The sequence below is a fragment of the Corynebacterium sp. CCUG 61414 genome (genome assembly GCF_024453945.1).
Lineage (GTDB): Bacteria > Actinomycetota > Actinomycetes > Mycobacteriales > Mycobacteriaceae > Corynebacterium > Corynebacterium pseudogenitalium.
Map to the genome: position 1 here is coordinate 1 of NZ_JAGPYU010000020.1, position 14,725 is coordinate 14,725.

Here is a 14,725-nt window from a genome sequence, read left to right on the forward strand (position 1 = left end):
AGCACTGTCCCGCCGTAGGCCCAGGCAGGACCTGGAATCCATATCCAAAAAAGCACACATTTTGTCGCTTAACCCCGCACCACATTCCTTGTTTTTGGGGAGCACCGTCGGCGTTTCCCCAGGTAGCCAAGGGGCAGGGTGGGAATTTGGTGTCACCCCAACCGGGGCGAGTGCCAAAGGACGCAACACCATTTGGATTAGACGTATAAACCTGCAGGTCCAAAAAGGCCTACTTTTTGGAAGATGCGTCCTTTGGCACTGGCTCACCATCCTTGGAGGATCCGAGGACGGTCATGCCGTGGTCGAAGCCCTCGGACTGGCATGCCTGGACGATCAGGGAGATCGCCAGGCCGCCGACTGCGATGGCTCCAAACGCGATAGCAACGGGCTGCAGCTGACGGGCGTCGACGCCGAACTGCCTGTTAATGGCGGCAATCTGGCCCTCGAACCCGCGGCCTACGTGGCGCAGGGAGTCGTTGAACTGCCCAAGAGCGGCGTTGATCTGGGTCTGCATCGTGTTCGCAACGCCAATGCCAACTGCGGCGGCGAGCCCGATTGGCAGCAGCCAGAGGATCGGGCTGTTGAGCGCGAACATGTTGGACATACAGCGCTTGAAGCCGTCGGCAGATGAATCGGCGGGAGCGGGAGTAGGCGTAGAAGGCGCAGGCGTTGTCGGACTCGTGGTAGTGCCACCCTTCGCGATGACCCCCACGACTGTTTTCACCTCGTACGTTGCGCCCGTGGCGGTGGTGACGGTGACTGGAATGTCAACCTTCTCGCCAACTTCGGCGGAGGCGGGTGGGGTGACCAGCAGATCACCCGAGGCGGACACGGAGGCCCGCCACCCGGTCGGCAGGGCGCCGAGCTTGTAGGTGTTGCCGTCGGTGTGGCCGCTGATCTTGATGGACGTCGGCACGCCCGGCGCGGTGATGGCCGGCGGGTACGACGGTGCTGGCGCTTCAGTCGGCGCAGTTGAAGGAGCAGTCGGAGTGGCAGTCGGGGACGGCTCCGGCGCAGCAGTCGCGGAAGAAGTAGGTTCAACTGGCCCGGTCGGCACGTTGGCCACGGTGAAGACGGCCTGGGTGGTGTAGGCCTCGCCGTGGGCTGGGGTGACGGTGACGGGGACGCGGATCCAGGTGCCTGGGGTGGTGGACTTCGGCGCGGTCGCGGTAACGGTGCCGTGCTCGTCGACGCTCACCTTCCAGCCATTGACCCGGTCGGGTACCGAGTAGCGGTTGCCGTCGGTGGCATTCGTTGCAGGCTGAGTACTCGTCTCGCCGGGAAGGACGGAGGCGGACGCGTAGCTGACGTGCGGGGATTCGTCGGTTTCCTTGATGGCCGCGAATGCCGGAACGACCAGGATGGCTCCGTCGGTGTAGGTGACCTGAACGGGGATGAGGATGGAGTCGCCGGGCTTGGCGTCGGCTGGTGGCGTCGAGAAGACGCGGCCGTGCTCGTCGACGGTGGCGGTCCAGCCCGGGATGGTTGGCTTCCACTCGGGGTCGATTTCGAAGGTGGCGTCGGAAGGAACCTTGGAGCCCTCGTGGAGAGGGACCTCGTCGGTTGCGCCCGGTTCCTGGACGACCTTGCCGTAGGTTGGCACGATGTGGCCGACGCCGACCTCGATGATGCGCTTGACCGGGGTCTTGGTTGTCGTGGTGTGTTCGACGGGGTTGCCGACGACGTGGCCGTCGACAAGCTGCCAGGTCTTCTCCGTGATGGTTTGGCCGTAGGAGCCTTCCTGGATGGTCTTGACCACGCCGGCGGGCAGGCTGTCTACCTGGCGGATTTCGGTCTCGAACGGCACGGGGGTGTGGATGGTCTCGCGTAGCTCTGTCTGCTTGGATTCCTTCTTGGTGCCGACCAAGATGACCTGGTCCTCAGCGTCCACGACCTGTGGTTTTTGCGCGATGCCGTCGATAATTTTGTAGGAGATCCTGCCCACCTTCCCGCGCTGTGCGACCTTGTGCGTGCCGGCTTCGAGCGTCGGGTCTTCCCGGATGATGACGCGGTACGGCGTCTCTTCCGACCAGTGGATTTCCGGCGTGACGCCCGGCCTTTCCTTGGTGCCAACGCGCACGATGCGGTCCTGCGGGTCCGCAATGCGCGTCTGCTCGATGCATGTGCTGACCACCTCGGAGTTCGTGATGGTCCTGGTCGTGGTCACTTTGTCGGTACCGAGCACGCCGGGGTGTTCGGCGTCGACGGCCTGCGTGCCTACGTCGAGTGTGGGGTCGAAGACGATCTGCGTCTCAAACGGCACGATGACTTCGTACTCGGTGTTGATGTCGAAGGAGACGTCAGGCGCGGGCTCCCCGACCACAACGAATGCGGCGGTGACCACGTCTTTCGAGCCGTCCTGGTAGGTGACGGTGACGGGGACGTTGAGGTGGTCGCCAGACTCGGCGTCCTTCGGCGGGGTCGCGGTGACAACGCCCGCGTCGTCGACGCGGAGCTTCCAGCCGTCGAGGCTCGCGGACACGCTGAACGGCGTCTTTTCCGCGAGGTCGCGGGCAGGGATGCGGGTGGGCTCGGTGATCTCAGATCGCTTGTCGACGCCCGGCTTCGCCTCCTGCTGCTCGTATCGCGGCTCGTAGACGGCGCGCTGCTCACCGAGGACGACCACGGTGGCGACGATGATGGCGGTCGTGCCGTCCTTATAGGTCACGCGCACCGGGATGTCCGCGGAGCTGCCAGGCACAGCGCGCTCGCTGACCGGGGTGGTGATGGTACCCGTCTTCGGGTCGATCTTGACCTGCTCCCACCGCAGGTTGCGCGGCGGAGCGATGTAGTGCTTGTCCTTCGGGTCCGTGATCAGGGCGAACTTCGGCTCCGAGATGTCCCGGACGCTTCCAGTGTCCAGCTTGCTCGTGACTGTGGTGCCCGGCTTGCCCGACTTGGTCTGGTACCGCGGGTTGTTCATGCCCTTGTCGTCGCCGACGACGGTGAACGCCGCCGGGACGTCCGCCTCGGAGCCGTCCGGGTAGCGGACGTGGATGTCGATGATCGCCTGGTCACCGGGCCGAGCGTCCTTCGGCGGAGTGGCCGTGACCACGCCCTCCTTCGACACGTCGAACGTCCAGCCCTCCGGGAGTTGCTCTGGCAGGCTGTATTTCGCCTTCGTCGGGTCCGCCAGCAGGGTGCTGATCATCGAGGAGACCGGCAGCCCGGGCTTGGTGAAGCTCTGCGGGTAGTTCGCAACGTCGGTGCCCGTGCCGTCGCCGATCACGTTGATGGTGGCGGTGGTTTCCTGCGGCACGGCGCCGCTGGCGTAGTGGGTGCGCACCGGCACCGTGATGTAGGCGCCCGGCAGCGCGGTGTCCGGGATGGTGACGGTCAGCTCGCCGGTGGTGGCGTCGAGAGTGACGTTCCAGTCGCCGACTTTGTACTGCTGGGAGCCGTTAGGGAAGGTGTAGCGGTTCGGCGTTTCGTCGTGCGCGTTGCCGCCGAGGCCAACCTTCGGCACGGTCGGCGTGAGCGTCACGCGGTCTGTCGCCTTGCCCGAGGCCGAGCCATATGACGGCACCTTCACGTCCGAGAACACCTGGAAGGACACCGGCGCTTCGTCGGTCGTGCCGTCCGGGTACGTCGCCTTCACCACGGGTTTGATGGTGGTGAAGTTCGGCACGGTTGCCTTCGCCTTCGCGGTGACGGTGCCTTCCTTATCGATTGTGACGTCCCAGCTGTCTTTGTCGGAGGGGGCGTCGATAAGCTCGAATTTCTTCGGCTTGATGACGTCCCCCTTGCCCAGCACCCGCGTCAGACTCGCCTTGGCGGTAAGTGTTGCGTTTTGAGCGCCCTGCACTGGCTCGGCGGGGTACTCGAGGTTGGTCTGCTGCGTGTGATTCGGCTCGACGACCACGAGCAGCGGGATGGCGTCCTGAGAGCCGTTCGAGTAGCGTACATGCACCACAGGCTGCGCAAACGTCCCAGGGGTCGGCTTATCGACGCCCTCCGGCACCGTCATGATCACCCTGTAGTCGCCCTTTTCCTCGTCGGCAAACTTGGCGGTCCAGCCGTCGTAGACGAGGCTCTCGTCAAGGGTGATGGTGGCGTCGAACTCCTCTTTCAAGTCGGCGAGGGTGTGCCCGTTTGCGTCGCGACGCTCCTCGAAGACAATCGCGTCCTTTGAGATCCCGGAGGCGATATTGACCTCAGACCTGGTGAACTGCGGATCGTGGTAGAGCGTGTCGTCGACGCTGATCGCGTGCGAGCTGAGCTCGTTGGCGGTGTTGTAGCGTGGCAGCGCAATGGAGCTGGCCGTCACCCCAACCCTTGTATCTTCGTACGCGTGGTTCTGAGCGATAGCCTCGAGCTCTTCGACGCTGCGCGGCAGCGCAACCGCGGTAAACGTGAGGCCCTGGAGGCCGTCGAGCTCGGCGTCGTCGGCGAACTTCGGCCAGGTAAGGAAGAAGTCGGAGCCATCGCGCGTGATGGTGACGTGCTCGAACACCTTGCCGCTGCCGTCCGCGACCTGTATGCGCAGACGATCCAGGTCGCGTTCCGTGAACATCCCACCGGCGGAGGCGATTTTGACCTTCTCCCCCGGCTTGATCACAGCTTTCGAAATGTGTTCCCAATCAAGTTTGAGGGGGACGCATTCGTCTGTCTCGCTCGGCCAGGGGTTGGCGTTCGCGTCCGCTTGAAAGTTTTGGCTTTCGAAAAACCGGTGGTCAGAGTCTTCCTTTGTGTAGGACCCTTTCCACGCAAAGGTGAGGCCTTCCGGGCTCAGGGCTTGTTGCTGGAACTGTTCCGTGAAGGGAAACGCGCCGTTCAAGTTGCGCTGAATTCGGGAAGCGGTAATCTCCGCGGACTCAGCAGTGTTGTTCACCGTGAACGGGTTACCGCCATCGAGCTTCTCACCCGCGGGAACAACTCCTAGCTCGCCGACTTCGACTGGAACAGGCCCGCTGTCGCTAAACCCTGTATCTGTGAAGGTGCGCTGCTTGTCCGCGTTGAAGTGCAGCTGGATGCCGAACTCAGTTGCGCTCTCGGAGTGCTCACCAGGGTTGAGCGCGTCAAACCTGAAACCTGCAACGTCCTTGCCGTCATCGGCCTTCTCCAGCACCACTCGGCAGGCATCATCGCCCAGCCCCTCTGACTTCGCCTGCTGCTCAGCGTCGATCACCGCACCGGTGTATGCCAGGTTCTCCTGGGCATGCGCGACAGGGGTAGGCGCGACCACGGCGGCACTCCCCAACGCGAGCGCGATCGCAGACGTTACGGTAACTCCAACACGTACTTTCCGACGCCCCGCGCCCGGAAATGTGCCTTGCATGTGGCTGCCCTTCACTTTTCACAACGATTTGTCAGTAACAGCGTAATTCGGGCTGTGCGCTTCGTACACTCTTAACGTTGCATAAGTGGTAATAAGTGAAGGCCCCGCCAGCCGAAGCCGACGGGGCCTTCCCCATCCCTAACCCCTTTCTTGCCCACAATGGGCGAAAGGAGACCACTCAATCCAAGCCCCTATTACTTGAAATGAGCATCGCTAGATTAACACAAACCCATCCGAAAGTAGGAACCATGTCCGTGTGCTCGGATTATTCCTCCACGTGAACCGCAACGTCACGTCGCTGCGGTACTCCGCCCAGCAGCCCGACCGCCGCGACGAGCGTGCTCATAGCGATACCAATCCATAGTGCCTGCGCAGAGCCGTTATTGCCCGCGCTCGAGAGCGACGCGGCCAGCCAGTGCATCGGCATCGCCGAAGAAAGTGCCTCGAGGACCCCACCAACAGGGGCAGCCGCGGCGGCTTTCCAAACCCACCCGACTACCCCCATCTGAAGAATTATCAGGATTGCAGCAACCAGACTCCCCCATCCGCGGCCAAACAGCGCCGCGAGCGCCGTCGTCACACCAACGGAGGCGGCCGCACCGCACAGCAGCGCGAGAGCCGCGATTCCCAGAGCGGCCGGGCTCAAGTTGTGGCCGAGGATAAACACAAGGGTCCAACCGGCGACCGCCAGCAAAACGACGCCCAGCGCCAGCGCCAGCCAGCGCCTCGTGCGGGACATCCACGCCGCCGCGGCGACGCCAACACCGCCCAGCCCCACGAGCGCCGCGACCAGCATCGCCGCGACCGGAGCCAGCGAGGACTCCTGCGGCTCCTGCGCCTCCGCACCCGCCTGCGCCGCCGCCGGCGCCGGGAGCGCGCCACGCACCGCGCGAATCTGGTCGGCGGTCAGGTTCGCCATGTGGTCAATCTTTGCGACACCCTCATCAAGCTGTGCAATACCGCCGACCGCGCCCTGCGCCTCGTTATTGAGCTGAGTCAGTCCACTCGCCAGCTGCTGGGCGCCGTTCGTGGCCGTGTAGACGCCGTCGTGGTAGGCGTAGCCCGGCACCGCTAGCTGGTTGGCTACCTCGCGGGAGCCGTCGCGCAGCTTGTTCATCTGGGCGACAACCTCCGGCGGCAACTGGGCATTGTCCGCCTGGACCTTCAGTTGTTGAAGCTGCTCGCGTGCGGCGATGACGTCCGGGTCCTTGGAGGCCTTCGTCGATACGAGGGCGCGGTCGATGGCAGCCGTGACCTGGCCACGCACCGCGTCGAAGGCCGTGGCCTGCTCAACAACCTGGCCAATCGCGTCCGCGACCTCCGTCGCGCCACCCCCGAGCTGGCCCGTCGCCGCCTGTAGCTGCACCATCCCGGCCGACAACTCCTGCGCACCAGCCTGCGCCTGGGAGATCGCGGCGACGAGTTCGTCGGCGCCGCCGGTGAGTTGGGAGGTGCCGTCGACAAGCTCTTTGGTGCCCTGCGTGAGAAAGCCCGCCTGCGTGTTGGCCTCCCCCGCCGCGCGGCGCGCCTCGTTCGGGTTGCCGCGATCCGACGGCAGCTGCGGCGCGCTGGCGTCCCCCTGCGTGGACATCCAGGTACTCACCGGACTCAACGGCAGGAACGCCGCAACAATACACACCAACAACACACACAACACGCGCCACTTCATGGTGCACAATGTAACCCCTGCAACTGCATGAATGCTGGAAGGCACACCGCACGCTCCCAAAGATGTTGTGGCCTTGTCCAAGCTTGTTGCTACCCTTTAAAGCAACTGACAGTTTTCAAATCCCAAACTCAGAGAGGGTTCACCATGGCACTACCTCTCGTGCTCGCATTCGTGGCCGCGACAGTTCCGCTATCGCCGCTGCTCGTGCGAGTTTTCGACAGGAAAGCAGGCTGGCCGCTGGCGCTCCTGCTGTTCGCCGCAGCGGTCACGCTGGGCCGCGAATTTCCTAACATTTCCCAAGGCAACGTGGAAACGTGGTCCCTTACATGGGCCAACGACATCCTCGGGCCCGGCACCGAAATCGCGTTCTCACTGCGCGCGGACGGCCTGAGCATCTTCTTTGCGTTGCTCGCGCTCGTCATTGGCGGCATTGTCCTTATATATTCGGCCGCATACCTGCCGAAGCGCGAGGGCAACACCAGCTTCTACACCATCATGACGGCGTTTACCCTCTCGGTGCTGCTGCTCGTGCTTGCGGACGACACCGTGCTCCTCTTCATCGGCTGGGAGCTCGTCTCGATCGCGTCCTTCATGCTCATCGCCCGCTCCGGCTCCGGCGGCGAGGCCGGCTCCTACCGCACGCTCATCCTGACCTTCTTCGGCGGGCTGACGCTGCTGGCGGGCCTGGCGGTCGTCTCCGTCGCGGCAGGAACGACGCAGCTCAGCGCAGTGCTCGCGTCGCCGGTCTGGGCGCAGTCGCCGGGGCTGACCACCACGGTGGCACTGCTCATCGGCTTCTCCGCCTTCACCAAGGCCGCGCAGTTCCCCTTCCACTTCTGGCTGCCTGAAGCCATGGCGGCAGCCACGCCAGTCTCCGCGTTCCTGCACGCAGCGGCAGTGGTCAAGGCGGGCGTCTACGTCCTGCTGCGCTTCTCCACCATCTTCCACGACGTCACCGCGTGGAACACGCTGCTGCTGGTCACTGGCCTGTTTACCGCGCTGATGTCGGCAGCCTTCGCCATTACGAAGACGGACCTGAAGCACCTGACGGCCTACTCCACGGTTTCCCACCTGGGTTGGATCGTCGCGGCGATCGGCATCGGCACCCCGGCGGCGCTCGCCGCCGCGATGGTGCACACGCTGGCCCACGCGCTCTTCAAGTCCTCCCTGTTCATGCTCATCGGCGTCATTGACCACCAGGCCGGCTCCCGCGACATCCGCCGCCTCGGCCAGCTGTACAAGCAGCTGCCGTTCACCTTCGCCTCCACCTGCGTGGCCGCGGCCTCCATGGCCGCCATCCCGCCGCTGTTCGGCTTCATTTCGAAGGAATCCATCCTCACGGCGTTCGACGCCACCAGCTTCGGCCCGCTGCTGCTCGCCGTCGCGGGTCTTGCCGCCCTGCTGACCTTCATCTACTCGGCGAAGATCGTCTTCGGCGCATTTATCGACGGCACCAAGCCCATGCCGCACGTCACCGAAGCGCCCGTCGCGCTCTGGCTGCCAGCCGCGCTGCCCGGCCTGACCTCCCTGGTCCTGCCGTTCACGCTCGGCTGGGTAGACAACCCGATCAACGCGGGCGTGCGCACCATCACTGGCGACACCGAGTTCCACTCGCACCTGGCACTGTGGCACGGCCTGAACGCGCCATTCATCGTCTCGCTCATCGTGCTCGTGCTGGGTGTTTGCTTCGTCCTCTTCGTGCGCAAGCCGTTCTTCGCGGCCGTCGAGAACAAGCAGCTGCTGCCAACCAGCGGCAATGACCTACTCAACGCCATGGTCCGCGGGCTTTCCAAGGTGGGCCGCTGGCTCGGCGCGATGGCGGACACGTTCAACCCGTCGCGCCACCTGCTGCCACTCGTGCTGTGCATCCTCGTCCTGGGCGTCAGCACCGCAGTGCTCACCCAGGGTGTCGACGGCATGCCGCTCGCCCCACGCGCCGAGGGCATCGACGTGTGGTGGGACCTCATCCCATTCGCCATCATCGCCCTGTCCGTCATCGGCCTGGTGCGCACCCGCTCCCGCCTCGCCGCGGCGGTGCTCATCGGCACCACCGGCGTGGGTATGAGCCTGCAGATGCTGATGCTCGGCGCCCCCGACGTGGCACTCACCCAGTTCCTCGTCGAGTCCCTCACCGTCGTGGTCATCATGGTGGTGCTGCGCTACCAGCCACGCACCTTCCCCAAGACCCCGACCTCACGCAAGGTCTTCGCGGCCGTCGTCGCTGTCATCGCAGGTATCGTCGCCTTCCTCGGCGTCTACGCCCTGCTGGGCCGCCACGACCGCTCCGACCTCGCACTGTGGTACCTCACCGAGGGCGGCAAGATGACCAGCGCCGACAACATCGTCGCCGTCATCATCGTTGAGTTCCGTGGCTTCGATACCCTCGGTGAGCTCTCCGTGCTGGGCATGGCGGCGGTGGTCATCGCGGCCGTCGTCCAGTCCATGCCGCGTCACATGTTCGAGGCCGGCACCCGCCCACGCCCGTTCGGCCAGTCGCAGCTCAACTCGCTGCCACTGCGCAAGGCGTCCGCGCTCGTCGTGCCGATCCTCGCGCTGCTGTCCGTCCTCATCTTCTTCCGTGGCCACACAGCACCCGGCGGCGGCTTCGTCGCAGCGCTCGTACTGGCCACCGCGTTCGGCCTCAACTACCTGTCCCGTGGCGCGGACGCGTACGTCGTCAAGCAACTCACCCCGATCCGGCTGACGGGCTGGGGCATCATCATCGCCATCAGCTCCGGCTTCCTCGGGTTCCTCGAAGGCGGCTTCATGTACGCCATCCACGGCACCATCGCTGGGGAGCACATGACGACGTCCCTCATCTTCGACTTCGGCATCTACCTCGCCGTGCTCGGGATGGTCACGCAGGCGCTCAACGCGCTCGGCGGCTACCTACGCCCCGGCACCGAGATTTCCGACCTCACCTACACCCGCGGCGGCGAAAACCCACTGCCGGATGTACCAGAGCCGGAAGCACCCGCCGAGCCTGTCGACGCCCACCCAGCACCACTCAACCCCGCGGAAAACCCGCGCCCAGTTACCACGAAGGAGCTGTAAACCACATGGTCATGGCACTTACCATCGCGGTCCTGGTTGCAGGGTCCGTCTACATGATCCTGCAGCGCGGCATGGTCCGCATCATCTTCGGCATGTCCCTCTTCGGGCACGCCTCCAACCTGACGCTGCTTGCCACCGGTGTCGGTGCCTGGCGCGGCGAGGCATTCCCCTCCCGCACCGAATTCGCCGACTTGTCCGACCCGCTCCCGCAGGCATTCGTGCTCACCGCCATCGTCATCGCCATGGCGACGACCACGATCCTGCTCATGCTGGCCTCACTCGGCAAGGATGACGACACCATGGACAACCCGACCGGCGTCGCAGGCACCTACGACCTGATGCGCCTGAGCCCGTCCGCGCTATCCACCGCAGGCCGCACCGCGCGCCTCAACCCGAACAAGATGAACAACACGGAAGGAGCACCACGCGCATGAGTGCGGACGCAATCCTCCCAGTCTTCGTCGCGCTGCCACTCATCATGGCGGCGGTGACGACGCTCAGTCCCTGGAAGCGCGGCAACGACGCCCTGGGCCTCATCATCCCCGCCATCAACCTCGGCCTGGCCATTTGGCTGTACAGCTACACCGCCGAGCACGGCACCGTCTCCCACGTCATCGGCCTGTACCAGGGCGGCGTCGGCATCTCCTTCGCCGCCGACCAGTTCTCGGCCATCATGCTGATCACCACCATGATCGTGGCGCTGACCTCCAACTGGTTCGCCAGCGTGGCCGGTGAAACCCAGGCGCGCTATTTCACGCCGCTAACCTTGGTGCTCATCACCGGTGTCTCCGGCGCGCTGCTCACCGCGGACCTGTTCAACTTCTTCGTCATGATCGAGGTCATGCTGCTGCCGTCCTATGGCCTCATCGCCATGACCGGCACCCGCAACCGCCTGCTGTCCGCCCGCACGTTCGTGCTGGTGAACCTGGCGGCGTCGACACTGCTCGTGATGGGCGTGGGCTACATCTACGGTGTGGCCGGCGCGGTCAACATCGCCGCCCTGCGCGGTGCCGCGGCCGGCAATGGCCCGATCACCGTGGCCACCGGCCTGGTCGTCATCGCCATCGCCGCCAAGGCCGGCGTCTTCCCGGTCCATACCTGGCTGCCACGCACCTACCCCTCCACCAGTGCCGCCGTCATGGGCCTGTTCTCCGGCCTGCACACCAAGGTGGCCGTCTACATGCTCTTCCGCATCTGGGTGGTCATCTTCGACATGGACGCGCGCTGGAACGCACTGATCATCGTCATCATGGTGATCTCGATGCTCATCGGTGGCTTCGCCGGCCTTGCCGAGCACACCATGCGCCGCGTCCTGGGCTACCAGATGGTCAACGGCATGCCGTTCATCCTCATCATGCTGGCCTTTACTAACGACGACGCCCGCTACGCCCTTGCCGCCGGCCTCATGTACACGCTGCACCACATGATCACCATCGCAGCACTCGTGCTCAACGTCGGTGCCATCGAGGAAACCTACGGCACCGGCACCATCTCGAAGCTGTCCGGCCTCGCACGCCGCGACCCGCTCACCTCCGCCGTCTTCGTCGCCGGCGCGTTCTCCATCGTCGGCTTCCCGCCGTTCTCCGGCCTCTTCGGCAAAGTCACCATCGTGCTCGCCGCCGCTACACCCGGCGACTGGCGCTCCTGGGTGGCAATCACCACCATCATCGTCGCGTCCTTCGGTGCGCTGCTGTCCATGATGCGCGTCTGGAAGCGCGTCTTCTGGGGCCGCCCAATGCAGCACTACCCGAAGGCCCTCAACGTCCGCGCGAAGCTGCTCGCACCGTCCGCGCTGCTCATGTTCATGTCCCTCGGCATGTTCATCGGCGCCGGCCCACTCTGGGCAGCCAGCACCGCGGCCGTCGACAGCCTTCTCGACGTCGACTCCTACACCACCGCCGTCCTCGGCGACGACGCCATCGGCATCCCCGATGTGGACACCCTCCAAGGAGGTAACTAACCATGCTGCAACGCTTCGCACACGGCGTGGGCTACACCGCCTGGCTCATCAAAGAAATCTTCGCCGCAGGCTTCAGCGCCGCCGCGGCCGCGTTCAAGCCCAACACCGGGCTTGACCCGATCATCATCTACTACCCGCTGCGCCTGACCACCGACTGGCAGATCTTCTGGTACTCCACCTCCATCACCGTCACCCCGGGCACGCTGTCCCTCGGGCTGCGCTACCCCGCCCAGGAAGGCGGACCGATGGTGCTGCTGGTCCAAGCGGCGTTCGGCAGCGACCCATTAGATCAGATCGCTGGCCTGATCGACATGGAAGAACGCATCAACCCGGCCGTCAAAGCCACCCCGCTGGACCCCGCATCCATCGGGTGGGACCCCTACGTGGACCTCGGCGACCCCGACGACCACACCCTGCCACCAGCGGAAAGGATGGACTAGAACATGTTTGAAACGATCCTCATGGGCTGCGTCATCGTCATGGCGCTCAGCCTGCTCGTCGGCCTCGCTGGTCTGATCCTGGTCAAGGACGAACTCTCCCGCGCCGTCATGGCCGACCTCATCTTCTACGCCATGGTCACCATCTTCCTCGTCTGGTCCATCTGGACCCAGACCATGATCGGCTACGAAATCGCCATCCTCGCAGGCCTCGTCTGTGGCGTTATCCCGACCATCTCCATGGCCCGCATCATCACGAGAGGACGCCGCTAATGACCATCATCGAAATCATCGTCGCAGCGCTCGTCATCGTGGCCACCCTACTGGTGGTCGCCACCGCGCTCCTGCAGCTTCGCGCCCCCGATGCCCTGACCCGTGCGAACCTGCTCGGACCAACCGTCTGCCTCGCCTTCCCGATCCTGGTCGTTGCCAAACTGATCTGGTCCTGGTCCACCACCGGATTCGACCTCAACGACTTCCTCCGCGCCATCATCGCCATCACCGGCGTATGGATCGTCGGCTCCGTCGGCTCCTTCATCATGGGCCGCACCCTCTACGGCGTGACCGTCTCCGATAAGCGCGACCGGCACCCGAACCGGCCGAACCACCGGATCTAGGTTCCGGTTCTGGGAGGGTGGCGCTCAGGCGCCGCCATCTGAACCGCCGAGCTTGCCCAACAAACACCAAAACCCGCCGGGACGTCACCGTCCTGGCAGGTTTAAGCGTTCAGGGCTTAAGCGTTACTTCTGCTGCGCAGCTCGCTTAGCGGCGAAGGATTCGCGGACCTTGGTTTCCAGGTCAGCGTCGACCTTGCCCCAGTATTCGTAGACGCGCTCCTCGATCTCCTTGTTGGTGATCGCCATCATCTTGTTCGTGATGTTGTGCACGAAGCGTTCCTTGGCGGCGTCGTCGAAGACGTCGCGGTAGAGGGTGCCGGCCTGGCCGAAGTCGTCATCCTCGGGGTGCTTAACGTAGGCGGCGCGCACCAGGTCGGTGCCCTCCGGGTCCGGGTTGATGTAGAGGTTCTCGGCGAGGCCGAGGTCCTGGCCGCTGGCGGAGGTTTCGCCGTCGTCGAGGTAGCCGGCGCCCTTCTCGTAGGAGTTCGGGCTGTAGTTTGGCTCGTTCTCCTCGTTGAAGAAGTACGCCATGGAGCCACGCTCGGCGTAGGTGTTCACCTGGTTGATCGGGCGGTTGACCGGCAGGTCCTTGTAATTGGCACCGATGCGGTAGCGCTGCTGGTCAGAGTACGCAAAGACGCGAGCCTGCAGCATACGGTCCGGGGACAGGCCAATGCCTGGGACCAGGTTGGCTGGGTCGAGTGCCAGCTGCTCGATCTGGGCGTGGAAGTTCTTCGGGTTGCGGTTGAGGACGAAGTAGCCGACGTCGATAAGCGGGTAGTCCTTCTGCGACCACGTCTTGGTGAGGTCGAACGGGTTGAAGCGGTAGTCCTTCGCTTCCTCGAACGGCATGATCTGGACCTTGACGTCCCAGATTGGGTAGTCCCCCTCCTTGATGGCATTGAAGAGGTCCTCGCGCTGGAAGTCCGGGTCCGTGCCGGCCTTCTCGGTGGCTTCTTCGTCGGTGAAGCATTCCCAGCCCTGGCGGGTCTTGAAGTGGTACTTGACCCAAACTGGGGTGCCTTCCTCGTTGATCCACTGGAAGGTGTGGGAGCCGAATCCGTCCTGGTGACGGGAGGTCTTCGGAGTGCCGCGGTCGCCGAGCAGGTAGGTCACCTGGTGAGCAGATTCAGGGGTGCGGGTCCAGAAGTCCCACTGCATCTCGTCATCGCGCAGGCCGGAGTTCGGCTGGCGCTTCTGGGAGTGGATGAAGTCCGGGAACTTGATGCCGTCGCGCAGGAAGAACGTCGGGGTGTTATTGCCGACAATGTCATAGTTGCCGTCTTCGGTGTAGAAGCGCAGTGCGAAACCGTGAACGTCACGCCAAGTGTCTGGGGAGCCTGCCTCACCAGCAACGGTGGAGAAGCGTGCAGCCATCGGGGTGACGGTGCCAGGCTGGAAGAGCTTCGCCTTCGTGTACTTGGACACGTCCTCGGTGATGTGCAGCTCACCGAATGCTCCGTGGCCCTTCGCGTGTGGAATACGTTCGGGGACATTCTCGCGGTTGAAGTGCGCAAGCTTCTCGATGAGGTGAATGTCATCCAGGACATTCGCGCCCTGACGGCCCTGCGTAACACTCACGTTTTCCGATGGGACGGGCTGGCCGGCGAGCTGGGTGGTTTGACCCTTGCCCGCTGGACGTTCGCCGTTCGAAAGGATGTGGTCTACGTTCTTCTCTGCCATTGTTAGGCCCTCCTTATTGTTAGGGTT

At 64.3% G+C, this 14,725-nt stretch carries 9 protein-coding genes; 6 read left to right on the forward strand and 3 right to left on the reverse strand.

Going from position 1 to position 14,725, the window contains the following annotated elements; translation table 11 throughout:
* Positions 1–229: 229 nt before the first annotated feature.
* Positions 230–5,278 carry a YPDG domain-containing protein gene (locus KBX14_RS10495; protein WP_256042513.1) on the reverse strand — a complete coding sequence of 1,683 codons (5,049 nt, stop codon included), beginning with the start codon at positions 5,276–5,278 and terminating at the stop codon, positions 230–232.
* Between the two features lie 265 nt (positions 5,279–5,543).
* Complete coding sequence (locus KBX14_RS10500) at positions 5,544–6,947, reverse strand: hypothetical protein (protein WP_256042514.1); 1,404 nt, start codon at positions 6,945–6,947, stop codon at positions 5,544–5,546.
* A 144-nt stretch (positions 6,948–7,091) separates the two neighbouring features.
* On the opposite strand from KBX14_RS10500, the gene KBX14_RS10505 reads away from it, so the two are divergent.
* Genes KBX14_RS10505 through KBX14_RS10530 form a run of 6 tightly spaced genes read left to right on the forward strand, consistent with a single transcriptional unit; the run spans position 7,092 to position 13,015 of the window.
* On the forward strand, positions 7,092–10,001 hold the full coding sequence (locus KBX14_RS10505; RefSeq protein ID WP_256042515.1) for a DUF4040 family protein: 2,910 nt from the start codon (positions 7,092–7,094) through the stop codon (positions 9,999–10,001).
* Positions 10,002–10,006: 5 nt separating this feature from the next.
* The gene (locus KBX14_RS10510) at positions 10,007–10,435 is read left to right on the forward strand and encodes a cation:proton antiporter subunit C (protein ID WP_070477297.1); all 429 of its coding nucleotides are present in this window, start codon (positions 10,007–10,009) and stop codon (positions 10,433–10,435) included.
* A complete protein-coding gene (locus KBX14_RS10515; protein WP_256005996.1) occupies positions 10,432–11,961 on the forward strand; it encodes a monovalent cation/H+ antiporter subunit D family protein in 1,530 nt (509 codons plus the stop codon). Before KBX14_RS10510 ends, KBX14_RS10515 begins: the two co-directional genes overlap by 4 nt.
* Positions 11,962–11,963: 2 nt before the next feature.
* Positions 11,964–12,401, forward strand: a complete 438-nt coding sequence (locus KBX14_RS10520; protein WP_256042516.1) for a monovalent cation/H+ antiporter subunit E — start codon at positions 11,964–11,966, stop codon at positions 12,399–12,401.
* A gap of 3 nt (positions 12,402–12,404) precedes the next feature.
* The gene (locus tag KBX14_RS10525) at positions 12,405–12,671 is read left to right on the forward strand and encodes a cation:proton antiporter (protein WP_256005993.1); all 267 of its coding nucleotides are present in this window, start codon (positions 12,405–12,407) and stop codon (positions 12,669–12,671) included.
* Positions 12,671–13,015: a Na+/H+ antiporter subunit G gene (locus KBX14_RS10530; RefSeq protein WP_256042517.1), complete on the forward strand. Its 345-nt coding sequence runs from the start codon at positions 12,671–12,673 to the stop codon at positions 13,013–13,015. Before KBX14_RS10525 ends, KBX14_RS10530 begins: the two co-directional genes overlap by 1 nt.
* A 123-nt stretch (positions 13,016–13,138) precedes the next feature.
* Here KBX14_RS10530 and KBX14_RS10535 read toward each other — a convergent pair whose 3' ends face one another.
* On the reverse strand, positions 13,139–14,698 hold the full coding sequence (locus KBX14_RS10535) for a catalase (protein WP_256042518.1): 1,560 nt from the start codon (positions 14,696–14,698) through the stop codon (positions 13,139–13,141).
* Positions 14,699–14,725: the final 27 nt, after the last annotated feature.

Bases quoted from the DNA above. Each gene is read 5' to 3' on its own strand.
- KBX14_RS10495 (WP_256042513.1), bottom strand. From the start codon at position 5,278: ATGCAAGGCACATTTCCGGGCGCGGGGCGTCGGAAAGTACGTGTTGGA.
- KBX14_RS10500 (WP_256042514.1), bottom strand. From the start codon at position 6,947: ATGAAGTGGCGCGTGTTGTGTGTGTTGTTGGTGTGTATTGTTGCGGCG.
- KBX14_RS10505 (WP_256042515.1), top strand. From the start codon at position 7,092: ATGGCACTACCTCTCGTGCTCGCATTCGTGGCCGCGACAGTTCCGCTA.
- KBX14_RS10510 (WP_070477297.1), top strand. From the start codon at position 10,007: ATGGTCATGGCACTTACCATCGCGGTCCTGGTTGCAGGGTCCGTCTAC.
- KBX14_RS10515 (WP_256005996.1), top strand. From the start codon at position 10,432: ATGAGTGCGGACGCAATCCTCCCAGTCTTCGTCGCGCTGCCACTCATC.
- KBX14_RS10520 (WP_256042516.1), top strand. From the start codon at position 11,964: ATGCTGCAACGCTTCGCACACGGCGTGGGCTACACCGCCTGGCTCATC.
- KBX14_RS10525 (WP_256005993.1), top strand. From the start codon at position 12,405: ATGTTTGAAACGATCCTCATGGGCTGCGTCATCGTCATGGCGCTCAGC.
- KBX14_RS10530 (WP_256042517.1), top strand. From the start codon at position 12,671: ATGACCATCATCGAAATCATCGTCGCAGCGCTCGTCATCGTGGCCACC.
- KBX14_RS10535 (WP_256042518.1), bottom strand. From the start codon at position 14,698: ATGGCAGAGAAGAACGTAGACCACATCCTTTCGAACGGCGAACGTCCA.